Below are 21,522 nucleotides of genomic sequence, written 5' to 3'. Positions count from 1 at the left end.
CCGCATCCCGCACGTCGCACTGAACAACCCCCCACCCCCGAGGAGACTTCATGCGACTCCGCATACGCGGCCGGAGATCGGCTGCACTCGCGGCCCTGCTCGCCCTCGCCGTCGCGGCCCCGCTGACCGCCAACGCCGCGCCGGGCGACGCCGACCGGACGTCCCCGAAGGCGGCGACGGCCGCCGACGAGGACACCCGTCAGTACGAGATCCCGCTGGCCGACGACCGTGCCGCCCGCACCGCGCTCGCCCGCACGGGCATCACCATCGACGAGGTGGACGCCCGCTCGGTGGTCGTCTCGGCGGACGCCGCGGAGGCCGCCTCGCTGCGCGGGTCCGGCTACGAGCTCAAGGCCCTGGCCGGTCCCCCGAAGCGCACCGACGGACGGGGCGTGACGGTCAAGGACTTCCCGTCCGCCGACGCCAGGTACCACAACTACGCCGAGATGAACGCGGAGATCGACCAGCGCATCGCGGCCCACCCCGACCTGATCAGCAAGCGGGTCATCGGCAAGTCCTACTCCGGCCGGGACATCGTCGCCCTCAAGATCAGCGACAACGTCGGCACCGACGAGGCCGAGCCCGAGGTCCTCTTCACCCACCACCAGCACGCGCGCGAGCACCTGACCGTGGAGATGGCCCTCTACCTGCTGCGCGAACTGGGCGACGACTACACCACGGACGCCCGCATCAAGAAGCTGGTCGACTCCCGCGAGATCTGGATCGTGCCGGACCTCAACCCCGACGGCGGCGAGTACGACATCGCCACCGGCTCGTACCGCAGCTGGCGCAAGAACCGCCAGCCCAACAGCGGTTCGTCGAACGTGGGCACCGACCTGAACCGCAACTGGAACTTCAAGTGGGGCTGCTGCGGCGGCTCCTCGGGCTCCACGGGCTCGGAGACCTACCGCGGCGCCCGGGGCGAGTCGGCCCCCGAGGTCAAGGTCGTCGCGGACTTCGTGCGCAGCCGGGTCGTCGGCGGCAAGCAGCAGATCAGGGCCGGCATCGACTTCCACACGTACAGCGAGCTGGTCCTGTGGCCCTACGGCTACACGTACAACGACACCGCGCCCGGCCTGACCCAGGACGACCGGGACGCGCACGCGGCGGTCGGCCGCAAGATGGCCGCGAGCAACGGCTACACGCCCGAGCAGTCCAGTGACCTCTACATCACCGACGGGTCGATCGACGACTGGCTGTGGGGCAACCAGAAGATCTTCAGCTACACCTTCGAGATGTACCCGACGTCCGCGGGCGCCGGCGGCTTCTACCCGCCCGACGAGGTCATCGAGCGGGAGACGAACCGCAACCGCGACGCGGTCCTGCAGCTCCTGGAGAACGCGGACTGCATGTACCGCTCGATCGGCAAGGAAGCGCAGTACTGCACGGGCTGACGCCCGCCGCGCCGCGGCCCCGGACCGGTCAGGGTCCGGGGCCGCACCCGTCCCCCGGGACCTTGCCCGTTCCCCCCTCGGGCCGTCGGCCGCGCTGCCACAATCTCCGCCATGGGGACGATCTACGCACTCATGGTGGGCATCAACGACTACCCGGCGCGGACGGCCACCCCGCTGCGCGGCTGCGTCAACGACATCACCGAGGCCCGGCGGCTGCTCGCCGAGCGCGCGGGCAGTACCGCAAGGACGGTCGTCCTGCTGGACGCGGCGGCGACCGTCGCCGCCGTCGTGGACGCCGTCGAACGCCACCTGGGCTCGGCGGGCCCCGAGGACACCGCGCTGCTGTGGTTCTCCGGGCACGGCACACGGTCCCGGGCGACGGGCGCGGACCTGCTCGTCGAGGCCACCGGCCACAACCAGGCCCTCGTCTGCGTGGACGGACCGCTGCCCGATAAACGGCTCGGCGCCCTGCTGGACGCGGTCGCCGCACGCGGCGCGCACACCGCCGCCGTCCTGGACTGCTGCTACTCCGGGGGCGCCACCCGGGACGCCGACCTGACCGCCCGCTGGACGGCACCGGCCCCGCACTGGGACCTCGCCGGGGCCCGGGACCTGGTCGTCCCCGAGGGGCCCGCACGGCATGTGCTGCTCGCCGCGAGCAGGCTCGACCAGCTCTCCTACGAAGGCGACTTCGCGGGCCGCAGGCACGGCGCCTTCACCCACGCACTGCTCGGCGTCCTGCGGGAGGCGGGCCCCGGCGCCAGCTACCGCGAGCTCCTGTCCGCGGCCGACGCACGGGTCCAGCAGGGCGGCGGCGGGCAGCAGCCGGTGCTGTATCCGGCCGAGCCCGGCGGCGTGGCGGACCTGCCGTTCCTCGGCGGCGCCGTCGCGCGCACGCCCAGCCCGTATCTGCTGCGGTACGGCGCGGACGGCTGGGAGGTGGACTGCGGCAGCGGGCACGGGCTGCGGGAGGGGGCGGGGGCCTCCGGGACGGAGTTCACGGTGCTCGCGGAGGCGGAGGGCGCCGTGGGCGGGGCGGACGGCTCGGGCGGGGCGGACACGTCGGCCGGGACGGGCGGGGTGAACGGGGCAGGCGGGGTGCAGGGGGCGCGCGGCGGGCCCGTCGTGCGGGCGCGGACGGTGCACGGGCACCGCACCCTCGTCGACCTCGGCGACTGGCGGCCGTCCGCGGGGCGTGTCTACCCGGTGGCCCTCTCGGCGCTCGCCACACCCCCGGCGACGGTGACGGTCTCAGCGGCCGACCCGGGCCCCGAACAGCCGCCCGGAGTGGGGCAGTTGCGCGGTGTCATCGCCTCGTCCTCCCCCCTGCTGCGCGTCGTCGACACCTCCCGGGAGGCCGCCGACCTGCACTTCCGGGTGGCGGTGCGGGGCACATCGGCGCACGTGCTGCGCCGGGACGGCAGCCCGTTCGTGGCGCCGCTGCCGCTCACCGGCCCCGGTGACGCGACGCGGGTCGCCGACTGCCTCGTCCACCTCACGCGCTGGCACCAACTGCGGGACCTGACCTCCCGGCCCTCCCCGCTGGACGGCCTCGTCCGCGTGGAGATCACCCCCTGGGGCGCCCCGGAGGGCGAGGCGCTCCTGCCGGACGGCAGCGGCGAGATCGTCTGCCCCTACACGCCGGGGCCCGAGGGGGCACGGCCGCCGCTGGTGTCGGTCCGGCTGCACAACCGCTCCCCCACCCGCCCGCTGTGGTGCCTGCTGCTCGACCTCACCGACGGCTATGCCGCCGACTCCGCGCTGTTCCCCGGCCACTTCATCGCGCCCGGCGGCACCGGCCACGCGCTCGACGGCGAGCCCGTGCAGCTCTCGCTCCCCCCGGGCACGGACGCCGTGCCGGGCGCGCAGGTACGGGACTGGCTCAAGCTCGTCGTGGCCGAGGGCGAGCTCAACACGCTGCCCTTCCACCTCCCGGAGTGGGACCCCCGGCACTCGGCGTCCCGCGCCGACCCCCGTACGGCGCGGGACGGAGTGCTGCGGCTGCGGCCGCTGGCCACCCGGCAGCTGGGGCGGGCCGACGGGGGCGCGCCGGGGCGCTGGTCGACCCGCACGGTGGCGGTGCGCACGGTCGTCCCGGCGTGAGGGGGCACCCGGCCCCGCCTCACGGCGCGAGCCGCGCGTGGTAGGGCTCCAGGACGGAGTCGAGCCACCGCCCGCCCTCGTCGGTGCCGAAGTCCACCGGGTCCTCGCCGGTGGCCTCCAGGGCGCGCTGCGGGCACCGGTCGCCGAAGAGCGCGACCGTGCGGTCCTCGGGCTCCCGCTTGGAGCGCCAGACGAAGCCCTGCGCCCACGGGTCGGTGTGGTCGCGGATCCAGTGCGCCCAGTCGCGGGTGTAGGCGTAGTCGGCCGCCTCGGTCTGCACCAGCCAGGTGTCCTGGTGGACCCCGGCCAGGTCCTGCGCGGACATCAGCGACACGACGCTCACGTCGGTGGTGAGCCGCAGGGTGCTCAGGCGCCGGCCGCGCACAGCGACCCGGGGCACCAGGCGCGGGCCGCCCGCCGGGTCGAACGGCAGGGAGCGCAGCAGCGTCTCGCAGACCGCGGCCACCGGGGAGAGCCCCGCGTAGAGGTAGCCGTACGGGTCGCAGCCCGTGCCGTCGAAGCGGCCGCCGCCGTACAGGCAGTGCGCGGGGCGCGGGTTGAACGCGGCGGGCTCGCGGCGGGCGGAGTGCACGCGGTACAGGACCGTGCCCCGGGTCAGGGTCGCCTTGGCGGGGGTGGCGGTCAGTCTGTCGGGCGGCCGGTAGTTGGGCACGGCTAGTCACCCTCCATCAGGTACCGGGCGGTGTCGGCGAGTCGGTGGTCGCGGCCGGTGCCGAGCAGCCGGGCGGGCGGGGTGCCGAGCCAGGCGTTGTCGGACAGCCACCAGTCGGCGGCGCCCCACGGGTCGCGGTCGGCCTCGAGCAGGGCGTTGACCTCGAGGACGACCAGCCAGGGCATCGCGTCCTCGGAGAACTGGAAGCGCGGCAGGCGCGGCAGGCCGCCGGTGCCGGGCAGCCGGATCAGCTCGGGCGCGAAGGGGTTGCCGCCGTGCCGCAGCACTTCCTCGGCGTCCAGCGCGGGCGCGGCGAGCAGCCGTTCGCGGACCGGGCCGAGCACGGGGCCGACCATGCGGTGGCCGTCGATGAGGAGCACGGCGAGGTCCTCGACGCGGAAGCCCTGGTAGCCGATGTCCTGCACGGCCGCGTCGGGCGTGCCGTCCAGGGTGAGCCGCGCCTCGCCCCCGGCGCCGAACTCCTCCGGCAGCCGCTCCCACAGCAGCCGGGCCGCCCGGTCGGCCGCGTCCCGCCGCACGGCCTCGTCGCCGCCCCGGCCGCGCACGATGCCGAGGAGCGCGGCAAGGCGGTCACGCAGCGGCTGGTCGAGGCGGTCGGCGATGCGGTCCCAGAACGCGGCGGCGGCCGCGAGCACGGCGTACGGGTTCATGGGTTCCCCCGTTCTGCGAGTCCGGCGAGCAGCCTCTCGATGAGGTCGGCCCGCGCGTGGCGGCGGACGACGAAGTGGATGTCCCAGTCGGCGCCGCGGGCGAGTTCCGCCTCCACGGCCGCCCACAGGGCACCGAAGCTCTCCAGCGGCGGGAGGCCGCCGCGGCCCGCGCCGAGCAGCGGCAGGCACAGGGAGGTGAGGGGCGGGTCCGCGGTGCGGGACTCCTCGGCGAGCAGGGCGAAGACGCGGGCGACGCCCCGGGTGATGTCGGCGGATTGGACGTCGTAGTCGTTGGTCTCGGGGCGGGGCACGGCGACGGCCACGTGGTAGATGCGGCGCACGCCCTGGTCGGCGAGGGCGCCGGCGGAGGTGGCGACGACGGTGCCCGGCAGGGCCGCCCGGCCCGGTGTCCCGTGCCGGGCGACCCACCCCCGTAACTCGTCGTGGACGTGGTCCTCGACGAGTCCCCCCGCCGGGTCCTTGCGCGCGCCCGCCCGGCGCAGGGTCGCCGAGACCGACGACTTGTAGGCGGCGGGCAGCGCGAAGTAGGTGTTGGTGGGCGAGACGACGACGTCGACGTCGCGCAGCAGGTCCACGGAGTGGACGTGCACGGTGACGGCGACGGTGCGGCCGTGCAGGGCGAGCCGCAGGTCACGGTGGGCGGCGGGCAGCCGGACGGTGTCCGGGAAGGCGTCGGCGGGCGGCCGGGCGGCGAGGCCGACGACCTGTTCGGCGATCTGGCCGAGGACCATCAGCTCGTGGTGCTTGCGGAAGCGTTCGACGCTGACGCCGTACACCTGGGCGGCGCGGCGGCGCCGGTCGGCGGGCGGCCAGTCGCGGGTGCCCTGGGCGAGGCCGAGGCTGTACTCGGCGGCGGTCTGGAGGCTGCCGCCGCCGATTCCGAAGACGGCGGCGCGCAGCAGCCCCTCCACGGTCCCGCCCGACGGCTCGCCCTCACCGGCCGGGTGGTCCCGGGCGATACGGCTCAGCTCGGGCGTATCGATCTCACGCAGTCTGACGACACCGGCCCGCCGCACCTTCCTCACCTCCTCGAGTACCGATCCGTAGTCGGGCAGGCGAGGAGGCGCTGACATGGCGGCAAGGATCGCACCGGGTCACCCTCATCACAAGCCCGTTCGGGGTCTCTCCCTCCGCCTTCCATTGCACACGCCCGCCCGGTCGAACTCCGGTCGCGCGCCGGTCAGTTACGGGTCGCCCCGGGCGCCGCCCCGCGCCCCCGCGCAGCGGAAAGGGGCACCCGGCGCGATACACCGGATGCCCCTGACCCCGTACGGGACGCGAGCCGCCCCGCACGAACGGACCTGACAGACCTGACAGACGCTGGACGAACGGACCTAGACGAACAGACTGACCACAGCCGCCACCGCGAACCCGGCCAGCGACAGCACCGACTCCAGGACCGTCCACGTCTTGAGCGTGTCCCGCTCACTGATGCCGAAGTACTTCGCGACCATCCAGAAGCCTCCGTCGTTGACGTGCGAGGCGAAGATGGAACCGGCCGAGATGGCCATGATGACCAGGGCGACGAAGGCCTGGGAGTAGTCGCCCTCGGAGAGGAGGGGGGCGACGATGCCCGCGGTCGTGACGATCGCGACCGTCGCCGAGCCCTGGGCCACGCGCAGGATCAGGGAGAGCAGGTAGGCGAGGACGATGATCGGCAGGCCGACGTCCTGGAAGGTGTCGGAGATGGCCGTGGCGACGCCGCTGGCCTTGAGGACCGCACCGAAGATGCCGCCCGCGCCGACCACCAGGAGGATGTTGCCGACCGGCTTCAGGGACGAGGTCGACACCGTCTCCAGGGACTTGCGGGACCAGCCGCGCCGGATGCCCAGCAGGTAGTACGCCATGAGCAGGGCGATCGTCAGGGCGACGAAGGGGCTGCCGAAGAACTCGATGACCGAGCGGAGCGTGGAGGGGTCGAAGGCGATCGAGGAGAACGTCGCGAGGAGGATCAGGACCAGCGGCGTACCGATGATCGTGAAGACCGTGCCCAGCGGCACCGGCTTCTCGCTCGGCTGCACGCCGGCCGCGCTCTGCTCGGCGATGACCGCGGCCTTCGCCTCGTCGGCGGCCTCGACCATGTCCTGCGGCACGGGCACGAAGATGCGCTTGCCGATCCAGGCGGCGAACACCCAGGCGGCGAGGACCGCGGGGATGCCGCAGACGATGCCCATCAGGATGACCCAGCCGAGGTCGACCTTCAGCAGGCCGGCGGCGGCCACCGGGCCCGGGTGCGGGGGCAGGAACGCGTGGGTCATGGACAGGCCCGCGAGCAGCGGCAGGCAGTACAGCAGGATCGACTTGCCGCTGCGCTTGGCCGCGGCGTACACGATCGGCGCGAGGACGAAGATGCCGACGTCGAAGAAGACGGGGACACCGAAGATCAGACCCGTCAGGCCCATCGCGAGCGGGGCGCGCTTCTCGCCGAAGATGCCCAGCAGGCGGGAGGCGAGGACCTCGGCGCCGCCGGAGACCTCCAGGATCGCGCCGAGCATCGTGCCGAGGCCGATGATGATCGCCACATGGCCGAGGATGCCGCCCATGCCCGACTCGATGACCGAGACGGCGTCGGACTTCTGGACGGTGCCGAAGAGTTCGGTGACGGAGAGTCCGGCCGAGAGGCCGACGACTATGGAGACCGCCAGGAGTGCCACGAAGGGCTGCAGCCTGACCTTGATGATCAGGAAGAGCAGGAGCAGGATGCCGAGCGCGGCGACGGTCAGCAGGCCTGCCGTGCCGTCGATCAGCGTCAGCAGCCCGCCGGTGTGGGGTGGCGTCTCGGCGGCGGGGGCGGCCGCGAGCACGGCGGCGTGGAACGGGGACATCGTTGACCTCGTAAGTGCATGGGGCTTTCGGGGCAGGGGGGATCGCGGCACGGCGCCTCCTGCGGGGAGGGCGCCGCGCCGTGACGACGTACGGCTTGCGGGGGTGTGATCAGGGGACGGGCTGCGTCAGCTCAGGACGGCGAGCGCGTCGATCTCGATGAGCAGGCCCTTGGGCAGGCCCACGTAGACGGTGGTGCGGGCGGAGGCGGGGGCCTTGAGGCCCTGCTCCTCGAAGTACGCGTTGTAGATCTCGTTCATCTCCGCGAAGTGGTCCACGTCCGTGAGGTAGACGCGCATCATCATCACGTCGTCCCAGGTGGCGCCGCCCTCTTCGAGGATCGCCTTGACGTTGGCGAACGTCTGGAGGGTCTGCTCGCGCAGGGTCGGGCCCGCGGGGGTGGGGGCCTTGCCCTCCTCGGCGGGGAGGAAGCCGACCTGACCGGCGACCTGAAGGATGTTGCCCTTCTTCACGCCGTGGGAGAACTTCGCGGGCGGGGTGGTGTGGGTGGCCGGGGTGAGGGCGGTCTTCTCGGTCATGCTGATCAGGCTTCCTTCAGAGGGGCGGTTTTCGACTCGGGCGCGGCGCCCGAGTACTCCCGGCTGATGGCGTCCGCGGTGCGGCGTACCAGCGGGAGCAGCGTGAGGAGTTCCTCGGCCGTGACGACGACGTTCGGCGCGGACACCGACATGGCGGCGACGACGCGGCCGTCCGCACCGCGGATGGGGGCCCCGATGCAGTTGATGGACTCCTCGTGGCCACCGAGGTCGGTGGCCCAGCCCTGTTCGCGCACGGCCGCCAGCTCCTTGAGGAACGCGGCGGCGTTCGGCGTCGAACGGGACGTGTAGGTGGGGTAGTCGAGCTTCTCCGCGATGGCGCGGCGCTCGGCCTCGGGAAAGTCGGAGAGCAGCAGCTTGGCGACGGCGGCGACGGTGATCGCCACCGGCTTGCCGATACGGGAGTACATCCGCACCGGATAGCGGCTCTCGACCTTGTCGATGTAGAGGACTTCCTGCTCCTCGTAGACGGCGAGGTGGACCGTGTGGCCGCACTTCTCGTTGAGGGCGAGGAGGTGGGGGTGGGCGATCTCGCGCACGTCGAGGTTCTCGACGGCCTCCTGGGCGAGCGCGAAGAGGCGGGCGCCGAGCCGGTAGCGCTGGTCGGACTGGCGGAAGACCAGGCCGTGCTCGTGGAGGGTGCGCAGGAGCCGCAGGGCCGTGGACTTGTGCACGCCGAGCCGGTCGGCGACCTGGCCCAGGTCGGCGGGGCCCTCGGCGAGCAGCGGCAGGATCGAGAGCGCGCGGTCGACGGTCTGGCTCATGGGGTACGTACCTCCTCCTCGGCCGCGGTGTCCTCCGGGACGGGGTGCGTCCAGCCGGGGCCGAGACGAAGTGTCTCCCAGGCGGCGTCGTCCAGGGCGGCGAGGCGGTCGGCGTGGGCGCGGGCGGGGGGCGTGGCGAGGTCGCCGGGGACGGTGAGCGCGGCGGCGGCCATGAGGTGGCCGTGGCGCAGGCAGCGCGCGGCGGGCAGGCCGCGCAGGGTGGCGGAGAGGTAGCCGGCCGCGAAGGCGTCGCCGGCGCCGACGGGCGCGACGACGTCGACGCGCAACGCGGGCCGGAAGACGGGGTCCTGGCCGTGGACGTGGACGGTGGCGCCGCGGCTGCCCTGCTTCACGACGAGCGTGCCGGGCTCGGGCAGCGCGGCCCGGACGGCGTCCGGGCCGCCGGTCACGCCCCAGGCCGCGGCGGCCTCGTCCTCGCCGACGAAGACGAGGTCGGCGCCGCGCGCGAGCTCAAGGAGCACCTCGGGGCCCTCGGGCGCGTCCTTCCACAGGCCGGGGCGGTGGTTGACGTCGAAGGAGACGAGCGGGCCGCGGTCGGCGCGCCGGGCGCAGAGGCGGCGGACGAGCGCCAGGCAGTCGGCGGAGAGCGCGGGCGTGATGCCGGACAGGTGCAGGATGCGGGCGTCGGTGAGGGCGTCCTCGTCGACGGAGCCGGGCGCCATGGCGGAGGCGGCGGACCCGGCGCGGTAGTAGATGACCTCGTGGGCGTCGTTGTCCCGGTCGTCGGCGGTGCGGAAGTAGATGCCGGTGGGGCGGTGCGGGTCGCGGCCGACGGCGGAGGTGTCCACGCCGTAGCGGGCGATGGCCTCGACCAGGTGGTCGCCGAAGCCGTCGGCGCCGACGCGGCTGACCCAGCGGGCGGTGTGCCCGGCGGCGGCGAGCGCGCAGGCCACGTTCGACTCGGCGCCGCCGATGCCGCGGTCGAAGGAGGGCACGTCGGCGAGGCGGCCGGGCCGTGCGGGCAGGAAGGTGACCATGGACTCGCCGAGCGCCACGACGTCCACCGATGCCTGTGCGGCCGCCCGTGCGGCTGCCTGTGCGGTCACGATCTTCCAGCCCCTCAACCGACTCTCCGGATCCGTTGACCCGGCGTTGGCTCGGATGTTAGACAGCAGTAAGCGACATACGCAATGACCGTTGCACATAATGCAACGCACTCCTGGAGGAGGCGCCCATGGCCGCCGACAACGCCGTCGAACGTCCCGCCGATTCACCCGCGGGGCGGCTCGCCGCCCTCGCGGACGAGCGGGTCGACCACCGCTTCAAGGGGCTGCCCCCGGACGCGGCGGGCCTGACCGTCGGCGAGCTCGCGGCCCAGCGCAGGAACCTCTTCACGGGCGGCTTCACCACCCCCGTCCTCGCGCTCTCCGCCGAGCGCCTGGAGCACAACCTCGCCCTGATGGAGACCTACGCCGAGCGCCACGGCCTGGCCTTCGCGCCGCACGGCAAGACCTCCATGTCCCCGCAGCTCTTCGCCCGCCAACTGGCGCGCGGCGCCTGGGGCATCACGCTCGCGGTGCCCCACCAGGTGCGGGTGGCCCGGGAGTTCCGCGTGCCGCGGATCTTCCTCGCCAACGAGCTCGTCGACGCGGCGGCGCTGCGCTGGCTCGCCGGCGAACTGGCCGCGGACCCCTCCTTCCGCTTCGCCTGCTACGTCGACTCCGTACGCGGCGTCGAGCTGATGCACGCCGCGCTCAGCGAGGCCGGCGCGACGCGCCCCGTCGACGTCGTGGTCGAGCTGGCCGCGGGCGACGGCGCACGGACCGGCGCGCGCACCGAGGCCGAGTGCTTCGAGATCGCCAACGCCGTCGCGAGCGCGGACACGCTGCGCCTCGTCGGCGTCGCCGGGTACGAGGGCGAGGTGCCGCAGGCGTCGAGCGAGACGGTGACGGCGTGGCTGCGCCGCCTGGTCGCCCTGCTCGTCGGGTTCGACGAGGCCGCCCTGTTCGCCGACCTGCCGGAGGTCGTGGTCAGCGCGGGCGGCAGCGCGTGGTTCGACGCGGTGGCGACGGTCTTCGCGGAGATCCCCGAACTGACCCGCCCGGTCCTGAAGCTGCTGCGCTCGGGCGCGTACGTCTCGCACGACGACGGCCACTACAAGCACCTGACGCCGTTCAACCGGGTGCCGCAGGAGGGCGCGCTGGAGCCCGCGTTCCGGCTCTGGGCGCAGGTCGTGTCGCGGCCGTCCGCCGAGCAGGCGTTCACCAACGCGGGCAAGCGGGACGCGGCGTACGACCTGGACCTGCCCGAGGCGCAGGCCGTACGGCGCGACGGCGTCGAGCGGGACGCGACCGGGGTCACGGTGACCGGGCTCTCCGACCAGCACGGGTGGCTCCGGACGACCCCGGAGGCGGACCTCGCGGTCGGCGACTGGCTGGGGATGGGGCTCTCGCACCCGTGCACGGCGTTCGACAAGTGGCAGCTGATTCCCCTGGTCGAGAGCGACGGAACGGTCGTGGACTACCTCCGCACGTACTTCTGACCCGGAGGTCTCGGGGGGATCACCGCCCGCCGCCCGGCGGCGGGCGGTGCGGGTGGGACACACAGACCCGGCCGGCGGCCGGGTGCAGCACACACCGGCAGACTGCCGCACGCACAAGGAGAGAGGCACCCCCCATGGACCTGGTGATCCGGGACGCACGCGTCATAGACGGCACCGGAGGTGCCTCCTACCGCGCCGACGTCGGCGTGCACGAGGGCAGAGTCGCCACCGTCCACCGGGAGGGCGAGGACACCGGCCCCCGCCCGACGGGCCGGACGACCCTGGACGCCCAGGGCCTCGCCCTGTCCCCCGGCTTCATCGACATGCATGCGCACAGCGACCTCGCCCTGCTGCGCGACCCGGACCACAGCGCGAAGGCGGCCCAGGGCGTCACCCTGGAGGTCATCGGCCAGGACGGCCTGTCCTACGCCCCCGTGGACGACCGCACGCTCGCCCAGGTCCGCCAGGCCATCACCGGCTGGAACGGCGACGGCAGCGACATCGACTTCACCTGGCGCACGGTCGGCGGCTACCTGGACGCGCTGGACGGCGCGCACGGCGGCCGCGGCATCGCGGTCAACGCCGCCTACCTCATCCCCCAGGGCACCGTCCGCATGTACGCGCTGGGCTGGGACGACCGCCCCGCCACCGCCGCCGAGACCGACCGCATGAAGCAGCTGGTCGCCGAGGGGATGCGGGAGGGCGCCGTCGGCATGTCGTCGGGCCTGACCTACACCCCGGGCATGTACGCGGACGACTCCGAGCTCACCGAGCTGTGCCGGGTCGTCGCGGCCCACCAGGGCTACTACTGCCCCCACCACCGCAGTTACGGCGCGGGCGCCCTCCAGGCGTACGAGGAGATGGTGAACCTCACCCGCACCGCGAACTGTCCCCTGCACCTGGCCCACGCCACCATGAACTTCGGCGTGAACAAGGGCAAGGCGCCCGACCTGCTGGCCCTCCTGGACGACGCGCTGGCCGGCGGCGCCGACATCACCCTCGACACCTACCCCTACACCCCGGGCTGCACCACGCTCGTGGCCATGCTGCCGAGCTGGGCCAGCGAGGGCGGGCCCGAGGCGATCCTCGCCCGGCTGCAGGACGACGCGATCGCGGAGAAGATCCGGCACCACATGGAGGTCATCGGCGCCGACGGCTGCCACGGCGTGCCCATCGAGTGGGACACGATCGAGATCTCCGGCGTCAGCGACCCCGGGCTCGCCTCCTGCGTCGGCAAGACCATCGCCCGGTCCGCGGCCCAGCGCGGCGAGGAGCCGTGGGTGACCGCGCGCCGGCTGCTGATCAACGACCGGCTCGGCTCGACGATCCTGCAGCACGTCGGGCACGAGGAGAACGTCCGGGAGATCATGCGGCACCCGGTGCACACCGGCGGCAGCGACGGCATCCTGCAGGGCTTCAAGCCGCACCCGCGCGCGTACGGCACGTTCCCGCAGTACCTCGGGCGCTACGCCAGGGAGCTGGGGGTCATGTCCCTGGAGGAGACGGTCGCGCACCTCACCTCACGCCCCGCCGCCCGGCTGCGCCTGGCCGACCGGGGCCTGGTCCGCGAGGGCTACCGCGCCGACCTGGTCCTCTTCGACCCCGAGACGGTCGCGGCCGGATCGACGTTCGAGGCGCCCCGCACGCTGCCCACCGGCATCCCGCACGTGCTGATCGACGGCCGGTTCGTGATGCGGGACGGCCGGCGCACGGACGTCCTCGCGGGACGCGCCGTACGCCGGACTCCCTGAACGAGCGTACCGGTTACCGCTGTTCGGCCGGCCGGGGCAGCCTGCACCCCGGCCGGTCGAGGTCGATCCTGCTGTGCCGGGTGACGCACGGCACGATCCCGTACGTCTCCTGCGCGTAGTTGATGCCCTGGCGCACGGTCACCCGGCCCTTGCGGTCGATCTCGCAGGGGTTGTTGAGGGTGCAGCGCTCGCCGTCCTCGTTGCCGGTGTTGTTGACCGCGGTGACCTTGCCGGTCCGGTGGTCGATGACGGGCGAGCCGGACGTGCCGCCGATGGTCTGGCAGGCGGGGGTGTAGCGCACCGAGTCCTTCCAGGTCCACTCCCCCTCCTTGATGCGGTGCACGAACCCGTCGATACGGCAGCTGTAGGTCTTCTTCCAGTAGCCGGAGACGACCGTGATGGCGCGCCCCTGCACCGGGTGGTCGTCCTCGATCTCCAGCGGCTTGATGCCGTACTTCTTGGTGATGTCGCGGTAGCTGCTGGTGAGTTGGTAGAGGGTGATGTCGGTGTCCGTCATCGTCGCGTACGACACCTTGGACGCCGTGAGCGTGCCGACCTCGTTCGCCTTCGCGTCGAGCAGCTTGAAGGTGCGGGTGGACGGCTGGTCGACGATGACCTCACCGGCGGCGGGGAAACCCGTCTCTATGCAGTGGCCGTTGGTGAGGACGAGCGCGGGATCGCCCGGCCGGGACCGCGGTGTGCGCACCACCGAGCCGGAGCAGTTGCTGAGCGCCACCGTTCCCGCGAAGTCGACCGCCTCGGCCTTGCCCGGCGCCTGCGGCCCGGTGGGGCCCGCGAGGGCGGGAGTCGCGCCGGCCGCGGCCAGTGCGAGGGCGAGCAGACCGCCCGCGACCGCGTTGCCCATCTTTCCCATCTGTGGAGCCCCCCTTGTGACGTACGCCTGTCGTGCGGATGTCAGGGGCATTCTTGGGGTCCGTGTGCAGCCGGACAAGGGGTGGGAAGTCTTCCCTTTCACCCACGCGGTGTGATGCGGACAGAATTCGCGCCGGGTCGTGAAACGACCGTGAGGACACGGGACTTCGGGTCCCAGGAGCGCTGTTCGCCGCCCGTCACACGGCCGCCGTCGGGGAAGTGCCGGGCGGGCAGGTGGACCTCCGTGCCACCCCGCGCGCCCCGGTTCCCGCGCCAGCTCACCGTCAGCGCCCTGCCCCGCGCGTCCCACCGGTAGGCCACCGGGTCGCCCGCCACGGCCCGCGGGTAGGGCCGGTCGAGCACGGGCAGCAGCGCGGTCGGATTCCGGTCCGCGTCCCACGGCGCCCAGGAACCGGGGTCGTTGGACCAGTACGCGATGCCCGCGCCCATCTCGTCGGCCATCCGCTGCACCTTCTCGACGTACTCCATGGCGCCCGGCAGCCCCACGTCGAGCCCGAACTCCCCGATCACCACCGGTGCCCCGAGCCGCCGCGCGGTCTTCTCCGTCTGGGCGCGCCAGGACCGCAGGGAGGCGTCGACCTGCCCCTTGGCGTCCCCGGTGTAGCCGTCGCCGAGGTCCATGGGCAGGGGGTAGAGGTGCGGCGCGTACGCGATGCGCGCCGCGTCGCCGTCGCCCCGCGGGTCGTCCAGGCGCGGCAGCCCGTTCGCGAAGCCCCAGTTGGCGCCGATGGCGGACGGCTCGACGAAGATCCAGTGGTTGCGGTCGACGGTCCGCACGGCGTCGATGCCGTCCTGGTAGAGGCGGGCGAGGGGGCCCGCCTCGAAGGCGGGGCCCTGCACGCTGCCGCCCCACGGCTCGTTCATCAGGTCGTACCCGATGACGGTGTCGTCGTCGGCGAAGAACCGGGCGACCTCCCGCAGCGCGCCGACGTAGTGCCCGCGCAGATCGCGCCCGCCGCCCTCGACCGTCCCCCAGAAACGGTCGAAGGCGCGGACGGTCCCGGGCTCGGCGTAGCCGAGCTCCCAGGGGTCGGTGGCGGCCGAGGTCAGCCCGTCGGTCTCGGTGGCCCACGCGGGGGCGCCGTTGCCGCCGACCTTCGGGCCGTAGAGGTCCTGGTGCATGTCGAGCAGCACGTGATAGCCGCGCTCGCCGTACCACCGCACCCGCTCGGCGACCCGCTCCAGATAGGCCCGGTCGTACGTCCCCGGGGCGGGCTCGACCGAGCGCCACTGGAGGAGGAAGCGGACGAAGTTCGTGCCCAGCGCGCGGCGTTCGCGCGCCACGTCCTTCTCCTCGATCCACGGCATGCCGTCGGCGGCCTGCTTGGCGCTGCTCGCCGTGGACAGGCCGCGCAGCACCAGCGCGCGGCCCTGCCGGTCGGTGATCCACCGGTGGCCGCTCGCCGTGTCGGCCTCCCCGGCGCCCGCGCCGCGCGGCCCCACGGCGACCAGGAGGGCCGCCGCGACGGCGAGGACGACGGCGCCGACCGCCCACGTACGCCATGCCCCAAGGGACTTCATGGCGGGGATGGTAGAGCGCGGGGCCCCGGCCGCAACAGACCTGAGCATTGTTCACTTTCTTCGGCCGGACCCCTGTCCGCGGTGGCCGGTGGCCCCTACAGTGACGCGCCATGCGGACGACGATCGACGCGGTGCGGGCGTGGGCGCGGGCGCGGACGGACGGCACCGCCGTGGTGGCCTGCGTCTGCCTGCTGCTCGTCCTGGCGCACGGCAGCGCGACCCTGCTGACGGCGTTCACGGCGCGGGCGGGCCTGGCGGTCGTGCCGAGCGCGCTCGGCGTGCCCTTCGCGCTCCCGGGCCTGCGGGCGACTCCGCTGGGCGCGACGCCGTGGTCCTGGCAGCTCTGCGAGGACTTCGCCGCGCTGCTCCTGGTCGCGGTGGCCGCCGCCCGCATGCGCCGCCACCTGCGGCGCCGCCCCGGCGCCGGCCGCGCCCGGCGCCTGCTCGCGGGCTGGACGGCCCTGGTCGCGGGCGCGGCGGCGGCAGGCGTGTGGCGGGGGCTGGTGGCGGCCCGGATGCTGGAGGCGGACGGCTGGGGCCTGCTCCTGCTCCCCCTGACCGGCGCGGCCTTCGGCGCGCTGTGGGGCCTGGCCCTCGGCTGGCTCCCGGGCGCGGCGACGCTGGCGGTACGCGGCCGGCACCGCCCCGCCCCGCCGTCGCCCGCCCCGGCGCGCGGGGCGGTGACGGCCGACGGGCCGAGCCCGTCCTGACCGGACCGGGCCTCAGGCCGCCCGGCCCGCCGAGCCGCCCCGGGGGCCCGCGGTGTCCCGGCCGCCGCCGGCGGCCTCGCCGCCGGAGCCGCCCGGCGTGCGGGCGGCGTAGGCGCGGCGCGCCCGGCCGTCACGGGGGCGGCGGCCGCGGGCGCCGGAGCCGCCCCGCGAGGACGGTTCCTTCGGGGGCGCCGGGATGGTCACCGGGATGCCCGAGGGGGCCTGCGCACCGGTGATGCGCGCCAGCTCCGCCTCGCCCGAGCGCACCTGCGCCGTGTGCGGCCGGATACCGGCCGCGGCCATCAGGCGGCTCATGTCGCGCCGCTGCGCCGAGGTGACCAGCGTGACGACGCTGCCCGAGCCGCCGGCGCGGGCGGTGCGGCCACCGCGGTGCAGGTAGTCCTTGTGGTCGGCGGGCGGATCCACGTTGACGACGAGGTCGAGGTCGTCGACGTGGATGCCGCGCGCCGCGACGTTCGTGGCGACGAGCGCGGTGACCTGGCCGGACTTGAACTGGGCCAGCGTGCGGGTGCGCTGGGGCTGGGACTTGCCGCCGTGCAGCGCCGCGGCCCGCACCCCGCTGCCCAGCAGGTGCGCGGTGAGCCGGTCGACCGCGTGCTTGGTGTCGAGGAAGAGGATCACCCGGCCGTCCCGGGCGGCGATCTCCGTCGTGGTGGCGTACTTGTCGGCGCCGTGCACGTGCAGCACGTGGTGTTCCATCGTGGTGACCGCGCCGGCCGAGGGGTCGACCGAGTGGACGACCGGGTCGTTCAGGTAGCGGCGGACCAGCAGGTCGACGTTGCGGTCGAGGGTGGCCGAGAACAGCATCCGCTGGCCGTCCGGCCGCACCTGGTCGAGAAGCTCGGTGACCTGCGGCAGGAAGCCCATGTCGGCCATCTGGTCGGCCTCGTCGAGGACGGTGACGGCGACCTGGTCCAGGCGGCAGTCGCGCCGCTCGATGAGGTCCTTGAGCCGCCCCGGCGTCGCGACGACGACCTCGGCACCGGCCCGCAGCGCGCCGGCCTGCCGGCCGATCGACATGCCGCCGACGACCGTGGCGATGCGCAGCCGCAGCTGCCTGGCGTACGGGGTGAGGGCGTCGGTCACCTGCTGGGCGAGCTCACGGGTGGGGACGAGGATCAGCGCGAGCGGGCGGCGCGGCTCCGCGCGCTGTCCGGCGGTGCGGGTGAGCAGCGCGAGGCCGAAGGCGAGGGTCTTGCCCGAGCCGGTGCGCCCGCGCCCGAGGACGTCCCGGCCCGCGAGGGAGTTCGGCAGCGTGGCCGCCTGGATCGGGAAGGGCGCCGTGACGCCGAGGCCGGTGAGGGTCTTCAGGACGGCGTCGGGCAGGCCGAGCGCGGCGAAGTCCTCGACGGGCGGCAGGGCGGGGGTGACGGTGACCGGCGGCGCGAACTCTCCCTGGAGAGCGGCGGGACGGCGGCCGGGCCGCTGGGGTCGTCGGCCGTGTGTGCGAGTTGCTCGGTTCATGGAGAACCTTCAACCTTCCTCGATGCGGCGCGTATCGAGGAATTCTCGCCGGGCACCGACCGGTGCCGAGAATCGCAGGTACGGCCGGGGAAAAAGAAAAGCATTCCCGGCGGACAGAAAAGTAATCCCGTCCGGGTCGGTGAATTGCGGGGCGTCCGCGGGGATTTCGCCCCGAAAACGCAACGAGCCGGGGCCCGCACCCAAGGTGCGGGCCCCAGCTACGAAGTACGCGTGAGCGTCGGCGTCAGGCGGGAACGATGTTCTCGGCCTGCGGGCCCTTCTGGCCCTGCGTGACGTCGAAGGTCACCTTCTGGCCTTCCTGCAGCTCGCGGAAGCCCTGGGTGGCGATGTTCGAGTAGTGGGCGAAGACGTCGGCGCCGCCACCCTCCTGCTCGATGAAGCCGAAGCCCTTTTCCGCGTTGAACCACTTCACGGTGCCAGTAGCCATGTCATATCTCCTTCGGGGCAGTGCCCGTGAGCCCACACTGTGCGGACTCCACGTCGCCGCGATGATTACCCCGTCCGGAATGACCGGCAATACAAAGTGCCCCTGCCGTCACATAAAGCCGGCGGAGCACTTGGAGTCTCTGGGAACCACAACTGCAACTGAATTCGACACTAGCACGCCCCGGACGCCGGTGCGGGATTTTTCTGTCGACATTCCGGGGGCAGGCCGCGTGGCCGAATATTCCCCGGCGCCCGGCCCGCGAAATCCTGTATGTGCCGTCACAGATATGCGGCAGCGGCCGTGCGGCACTTCGGCGCGGGACGCGTCAGGCCGGGGGCCCCGCGTCGGGGCCGCCCTCGCGGCGCAGTTCCTCGTTGAGGCGCAGCGCCTCCTCCAGCTGGTCCTCCAGGATCACGATGCGGCAGGCGGCCTCGACGGGCGTGCCCTGGTCGACGAGGTCGCGGGCGCGCGCGGCGATGCGCAGCTGGTAGCGGGAGTAGCGGCGGTGGCCGCCCTCGGAGCGCAGCGGGGTGATGAGCCGGGCGTCGCCGACGGCCCGGAGGAAGGCGGGGGTGGCACCGATCAGCTCGGCGGCCCGGCCCATCGTGTAGGCGGGGTAGTCGTCGTCATCGAGCCGGTCGGGGCCGTGCGAGGAGGTCACCGGGGGAACGCTACCAACGGCGTATGCCCATGTCTGCTTCGGCCGCGACAGGTATGCCGCTCGGCCGAACGGGCGGCGCACCCGCCACGCGCCGCCGGCCGGGCGGGTCCCCTCCGGCCGGGGGCCGGGCGGGCCGCCCCGTCCGGGGACCGGCGCGGCGGGCGCCGGCCCCCGGACGGGGTCGCCCGGTGCTACTTGACCGCGGCCGGCTTGGGCAGCTGGCAGCCCGCGCGGCTCAGGTCGATCTTGTTGCCGGCGCCGACGCAGGGCACGATCCAGTAGGTCTGCTGGGCGTAGTTGATGCCCTTGCGGACCGTGACCTTGCCGGTCTCGTCGACCTCGCACGGGTTGTTGTCCGTGCAGCGGGCGCCGTCCTCATTGCCGGTGTTGTTGACGGCGACGACCTTGCCGGTCGCGTCGTCGATCACCGGCGAGCCCGAGGTGCCGCCGATCGTCTGGCAGGCGGGGGTGTAGCGGACCGAGTCCTTCCAGGTCCAGTTCCCCTCCTTCAGGCGGTAGGCGAAGCCGTCGACGTTGCACTTGTAGAGCCTCTTCCAGTACCCGGAGGCGACGGTGATCGCCCGGCCCTGCTGGGGGCGCGCGCTGTTCAGCTCCAGCGCCTTGATGCCGTAGCGGCTCTCGATGTCGCTGTAGGTGCTGGTGAGTTGGTAGAGCGATATGTCGGTGTCGGTCATCGTGCCGTACGCGATCTTGCTGGCGCGGACGGTGCCCGCGTTGCCGCCCGAGGCGTTGAGCAGCGTGAAGCTCCGGGTCGAGGCCTTGTTGACGATCACCTGGCCGGGCGCGGGGAAGCCGCTCTCCAGGCAGTGGCCGTTGGACAGGACCAGCGCGGGGTCGCCGGGCTGGGAGTCGGGTACGCGGACCACGGAGCCGGAACAGTTGCTGAGTGCGACGGTCCCGGCGAAATTGACCGCCTGGGCCTTCGGCTGGGCAGGGCTTTCGTTGCTGACGGCTGTCGCAGGCGCGGCGGTCGCTCCCAGGATCAGAGCGGCGAAGCACGCACCGACGAGAGGCTTCTTCATGTGGGGGTCCCCTCAGAGTGGCGGTGTGACCGAAGTGACATCGGTTTTGTCATGCGCATTGTTGAGGCCCCGGGCCCCCGGGACAAGACCGCATACGGACACAACTGACCGCTGAGAGAACACTTTTGGGGGACACGGCACCCCGCGGCGCTTCCCGGACCGCCCCGGGAGGGCCACCGCCCCGCCCGCGCCCCGGGACCACGAACCGGAAAAGGAACCGCGCCCCCGCCGCCCGACCGCGTACGCTCGCCGGCATGCAGGTGATCCAGTCGACGAAGCTCTCCAACGTCTGTTACGAGATCCGGGGCCCGGTGCTCGAGGAGGCGATGCGGCTGGAGGCGGCCGGACACCGCATCCTCAAGCTCAACACCGGCAACCCCGCCGCCTTCGGCTTCGAGTGCCCGCCCGAGATCCTGGAGGACATCCTCCGCAACGTCGGCGACGCGCACGGCTACGGCGACGCGAAGGGCCTGCTCGCGGCCCGCCGCGCGGTCGTCATGCACAACCAGACCCTCGGCATCGAGACGGACGTCGAGCACGTCTTCATCGGCAACGGCGTCTCCGAGCTCATCGTGATGGCCATGCAGGGCCTGCTCGACGACGGCGACGAGGTCCTCGTCCCGGCCCCCGACTACCCCCTGTGGACCGCGGCCGTCTCCCTGTCCGGCGGCACCGCCGTGCACTACCGCTGCGACGAGCAGGCCGACTGGATGCCGGACCTCGCCGACATCGAGCGCAGGATCACCGACCGCACCAAGGCGCTCGTGATCATCAACCCGAACAACCCGACCGGCGCCGTCTACGACGAGGCGATGGTCCGCGCCCTCACCGACATCGCGCGCCGCCACAACCTGCTGGTCTGCTCGGACGAGATCTACGACAAGATCCTCTACGACGGCGCGACGCACACCCCCACCGCCGCCATCGCCCCGGACCTGCTGACCCTCACCTTCAACGGCATGTCGAAGGCGTACCGCGTGGCGGGCTACCGGGTCGGCTGGATGTCGATCTCGGGCCCCAAGGCGCACGCCTCCTCGTACATCGAGGGCCTGACGATCCTGGCGAACATGCGCCTGTGCGCGAACATGCCGGGCCAGCACGGCGTCGTCGCCGCGCTCGGCGGGCGGCAGACGATCAACGACCTGGTGCTGCCGGGCGGCCGGCTCCTGGAACAGCGCGACACGGCGTACGACCTGCTCACCCAGATCCCCGGGGTGACCTGCGTGAAGCCGAAGGGGTCGCTGTACCTCTTCCCGCGGCTCGACCCGAAGGTCTTCAAGATCAAGGACGATCGGCAGATGGTCCTCGACCTGCTGCGCGCCGAGAAGATCATGGTCGTGCACGGCACCGGCTTCAACTGGCCGGAACCCGATCACTTCCGGGTCGTGACCCTGCCCGCCGCGACCGACCTCGCGGACGCGGTGACCCGGATCGGGACCTTCCTGGACGGCTACAGCCAGCCTTGAGGCACCCGCGACCGGCCCTTCAGGATCCGCGCCG

19 protein-coding genes are annotated in these 21,522 nt (G+C 73.3%); 6 read left to right on the top strand and 13 right to left on the bottom strand.

Annotation, left to right across the window (positions count from 1 at the left end; genetic code table 11):
- Positions 1-50 precede the first annotated feature (50 nt).
- On the top strand, positions 51-1,394 hold the full coding sequence (locus tag ACFYXE_RS02560; protein ID WP_361177383.1) for a M14 family metallopeptidase: 1,344 nt from the start codon (positions 51-53) through the stop codon (positions 1,392-1,394).
- A 111-nt stretch (positions 1,395-1,505) separates the two neighbouring features.
- Positions 1,506-3,497 (top strand): caspase family protein, encoded by a 1,992-nt coding sequence (locus ACFYXE_RS02555; RefSeq protein WP_389308139.1) that lies wholly within the window; start codon positions 1,506-1,508, stop codon positions 3,495-3,497.
- A gap of 19 nt (positions 3,498-3,516) precedes the next feature.
- Here the strand turns inward: ACFYXE_RS02555 and ACFYXE_RS02550 are convergent, their stop codons facing one another.
- The 7 genes from ACFYXE_RS02550 to ACFYXE_RS02520 form a co-directional block, all read right to left on the bottom strand.
- Positions 3,517-4,170, bottom strand: a complete 654-nt coding sequence (locus ACFYXE_RS02550; RefSeq protein WP_389308137.1) for an RES family NAD+ phosphorylase — start codon at positions 4,168-4,170, stop codon at positions 3,517-3,519.
- A gap of 2 nt (positions 4,171-4,172) precedes the next feature.
- Positions 4,173-4,841 carry a hypothetical protein gene (locus tag ACFYXE_RS02545; RefSeq protein ID WP_361177377.1) on the bottom strand — a complete coding sequence of 223 codons (669 nt, stop codon included), beginning with the start codon at positions 4,839-4,841 and terminating at the stop codon, positions 4,173-4,175.
- Complete coding sequence (locus ACFYXE_RS02540; RefSeq protein WP_389308135.1) at positions 4,838-5,935, bottom strand: hypothetical protein; 1,098 nt, start codon at positions 5,933-5,935, stop codon at positions 4,838-4,840. Before ACFYXE_RS02540 ends, ACFYXE_RS02545 begins: the two co-directional genes overlap by 4 nt.
- Positions 5,936-6,196: 261 nt before the next feature.
- Positions 6,197-7,687 carry a gluconate:H+ symporter gene (locus tag ACFYXE_RS02535; RefSeq protein ID WP_361177374.1) on the bottom strand — a complete coding sequence of 497 codons (1,491 nt, stop codon included), beginning with the start codon at positions 7,685-7,687 and terminating at the stop codon, positions 6,197-6,199.
- Between the two features lie 126 nt (positions 7,688-7,813).
- Complete coding sequence (locus ACFYXE_RS02530) at positions 7,814-8,224, bottom strand: RidA family protein (RefSeq protein WP_361055398.1); 411 nt, start codon at positions 8,222-8,224, stop codon at positions 7,814-7,816.
- Between the two features lie 5 nt (positions 8,225-8,229).
- Positions 8,230-9,006: an IclR family transcriptional regulator gene (locus ACFYXE_RS02525; RefSeq protein WP_389308132.1), complete on the bottom strand. Its 777-nt coding sequence runs from the start codon at positions 9,004-9,006 to the stop codon at positions 8,230-8,232.
- A complete protein-coding gene (locus ACFYXE_RS02520) occupies positions 9,003-10,073 on the bottom strand; it encodes a sugar kinase (protein WP_389308130.1) in 1,071 nt (356 codons plus the stop codon). The genes ACFYXE_RS02525 and ACFYXE_RS02520 overlap by 4 nt, the downstream gene beginning before the upstream one ends.
- A 128-nt stretch (positions 10,074-10,201) precedes the next feature.
- Here ACFYXE_RS02520 and ACFYXE_RS02515 point away from each other — a divergent pair, with 128 nt between their 5' ends.
- Positions 10,202-11,509, top strand: coding sequence for an amino acid deaminase (locus tag ACFYXE_RS02515; RefSeq protein ID WP_389308128.1), 1,308 nt, complete (start codon positions 10,202-10,204; stop codon positions 11,507-11,509).
- 134 nt (positions 11,510-11,643) lie between these two features.
- The gene (locus tag ACFYXE_RS02510; RefSeq protein WP_389308126.1) at positions 11,644-13,260 is read left to right on the top strand and encodes an amidohydrolase family protein; all 1,617 of its coding nucleotides are present in this window, start codon (positions 11,644-11,646) and stop codon (positions 13,258-13,260) included.
- 13 nt (positions 13,261-13,273) lie between these two features.
- Here ACFYXE_RS02510 and ACFYXE_RS02505 read toward each other — a convergent pair whose 3' ends face one another.
- Complete coding sequence (locus ACFYXE_RS02505; protein WP_389309471.1) at positions 13,274-14,125, bottom strand: trypsin-like serine peptidase; 852 nt, start codon at positions 14,123-14,125, stop codon at positions 13,274-13,276.
- 107 nt (positions 14,126-14,232) lie between these two features.
- Positions 14,233-15,675 (bottom strand): cellulase family glycosylhydrolase, encoded by a 1,443-nt coding sequence (locus ACFYXE_RS02500; protein ID WP_389308124.1) that lies wholly within the window; start codon positions 15,673-15,675, stop codon positions 14,233-14,235.
- 110 nt (positions 15,676-15,785) lie between these two features.
- Here ACFYXE_RS02500 and ACFYXE_RS02495 point away from each other — a divergent pair, with 110 nt between their 5' ends.
- Complete coding sequence (locus ACFYXE_RS02495; protein ID WP_389308122.1) at positions 15,786-16,385, top strand: hypothetical protein; 600 nt, start codon at positions 15,786-15,788, stop codon at positions 16,383-16,385.
- A 12-nt stretch (positions 16,386-16,397) separates the two neighbouring features.
- Here the strand turns inward: ACFYXE_RS02495 and ACFYXE_RS02490 are convergent, their stop codons facing one another.
- From ACFYXE_RS02490 to ACFYXE_RS02475, 4 genes are all read right to left on the bottom strand, one after another.
- Positions 16,398-17,870: a DEAD/DEAH box helicase gene (locus ACFYXE_RS02490; RefSeq protein ID WP_389308120.1), complete on the bottom strand. Its 1,473-nt coding sequence runs from the start codon at positions 17,868-17,870 to the stop codon at positions 16,398-16,400.
- 244 nt (positions 17,871-18,114) lie between these two features.
- A complete protein-coding gene (locus tag ACFYXE_RS02485; RefSeq protein ID WP_030788646.1) occupies positions 18,115-18,318 on the bottom strand; it encodes a cold-shock protein in 204 nt (67 codons plus the stop codon).
- 325 nt (positions 18,319-18,643) lie between these two features.
- A complete protein-coding gene (locus tag ACFYXE_RS02480; RefSeq protein ID WP_389308117.1) occupies positions 18,644-18,979 on the bottom strand; it encodes a MerR family transcriptional regulator in 336 nt (111 codons plus the stop codon).
- A gap of 191 nt (positions 18,980-19,170) precedes the next feature.
- Positions 19,171-20,022, bottom strand: a complete 852-nt coding sequence (locus ACFYXE_RS02475) for a serine protease (protein ID WP_389308115.1) — start codon at positions 20,020-20,022, stop codon at positions 19,171-19,173.
- A 254-nt stretch (positions 20,023-20,276) separates the two neighbouring features.
- On the opposite strand from ACFYXE_RS02475, the gene ACFYXE_RS02470 reads away from it, so the two are divergent.
- Positions 20,277-21,488, top strand: a complete 1,212-nt coding sequence (locus tag ACFYXE_RS02470; RefSeq protein ID WP_389308113.1) for a pyridoxal phosphate-dependent aminotransferase — start codon at positions 20,277-20,279, stop codon at positions 21,486-21,488.
- Positions 21,489-21,522: the final 34 nt, after the last annotated feature.

Origin of the sequence: Streptomyces sp. NPDC002564 (assembly GCF_042889645.1) — a bacterium.
In the GTDB taxonomy this organism is placed as follows: domain Bacteria; phylum Actinomycetota; class Actinomycetes; order Streptomycetales; family Streptomycetaceae; genus Streptomyces.
Note: the sequence above shows the minus strand (reverse complement) of the source record. Positions and strands in the feature narration are given on the sequence as shown.

Bases quoted from the DNA above. Each gene is read 5' to 3' on its own strand.
- ACFYXE_RS02560 (WP_361177383.1), top strand. From the start codon at position 51: ATGCGACTCCGCATACGCGGCCGGAGATCGGCTGCACTCGCGGCCCTG.
- ACFYXE_RS02555 (WP_389308139.1), top strand. From the start codon at position 1,506: ATGGGGACGATCTACGCACTCATGGTGGGCATCAACGACTACCCGGCG.
- ACFYXE_RS02545 (WP_361177377.1), bottom strand. From the start codon at position 4,841: ATGAACCCGTACGCCGTGCTCGCGGCCGCCGCCGCGTTCTGGGACCGC.
- ACFYXE_RS02540 (WP_389308135.1), bottom strand. From the start codon at position 5,935: ATGTCAGCGCCTCCTCGCCTGCCCGACTACGGATCGGTACTCGAGGAG.
- ACFYXE_RS02535 (WP_361177374.1), bottom strand. From the start codon at position 7,687: ATGTCCCCGTTCCACGCCGCCGTGCTCGCGGCCGCCCCCGCCGCCGAG.
- ACFYXE_RS02530 (WP_361055398.1), bottom strand. From the start codon at position 8,224: ATGACCGAGAAGACCGCCCTCACCCCGGCCACCCACACCACCCCGCCC.
- ACFYXE_RS02525 (WP_389308132.1), bottom strand. From the start codon at position 9,006: ATGAGCCAGACCGTCGACCGCGCGCTCTCGATCCTGCCGCTGCTCGCC.
- ACFYXE_RS02515 (WP_389308128.1), top strand. From the start codon at position 10,202: ATGGCCGCCGACAACGCCGTCGAACGTCCCGCCGATTCACCCGCGGGG.
- ACFYXE_RS02510 (WP_389308126.1), top strand. From the start codon at position 11,644: ATGGACCTGGTGATCCGGGACGCACGCGTCATAGACGGCACCGGAGGT.
- ACFYXE_RS02505 (WP_389309471.1), bottom strand. From the start codon at position 14,125: ATGGGCAACGCGGTCGCGGGCGGTCTGCTCGCCCTCGCACTGGCCGCG.
- ACFYXE_RS02500 (WP_389308124.1), bottom strand. From the start codon at position 15,675: ATGAAGTCCCTTGGGGCATGGCGTACGTGGGCGGTCGGCGCCGTCGTC.
- ACFYXE_RS02495 (WP_389308122.1), top strand. From the start codon at position 15,786: ATGCGGACGACGATCGACGCGGTGCGGGCGTGGGCGCGGGCGCGGACG.
- ACFYXE_RS02490 (WP_389308120.1), bottom strand. From the start codon at position 17,870: ATGAACCGAGCAACTCGCACACACGGCCGACGACCCCAGCGGCCCGGC.
- ACFYXE_RS02485 (WP_030788646.1), bottom strand. From the start codon at position 18,318: ATGGCTACTGGCACCGTGAAGTGGTTCAACGCGGAAAAGGGCTTCGGC.
- ACFYXE_RS02475 (WP_389308115.1), bottom strand. From the start codon at position 20,022: ATGAAGAAGCCTCTCGTCGGTGCGTGCTTCGCCGCTCTGATCCTGGGA.
- ACFYXE_RS02470 (WP_389308113.1), top strand. From the start codon at position 20,277: ATGCAGGTGATCCAGTCGACGAAGCTCTCCAACGTCTGTTACGAGATC.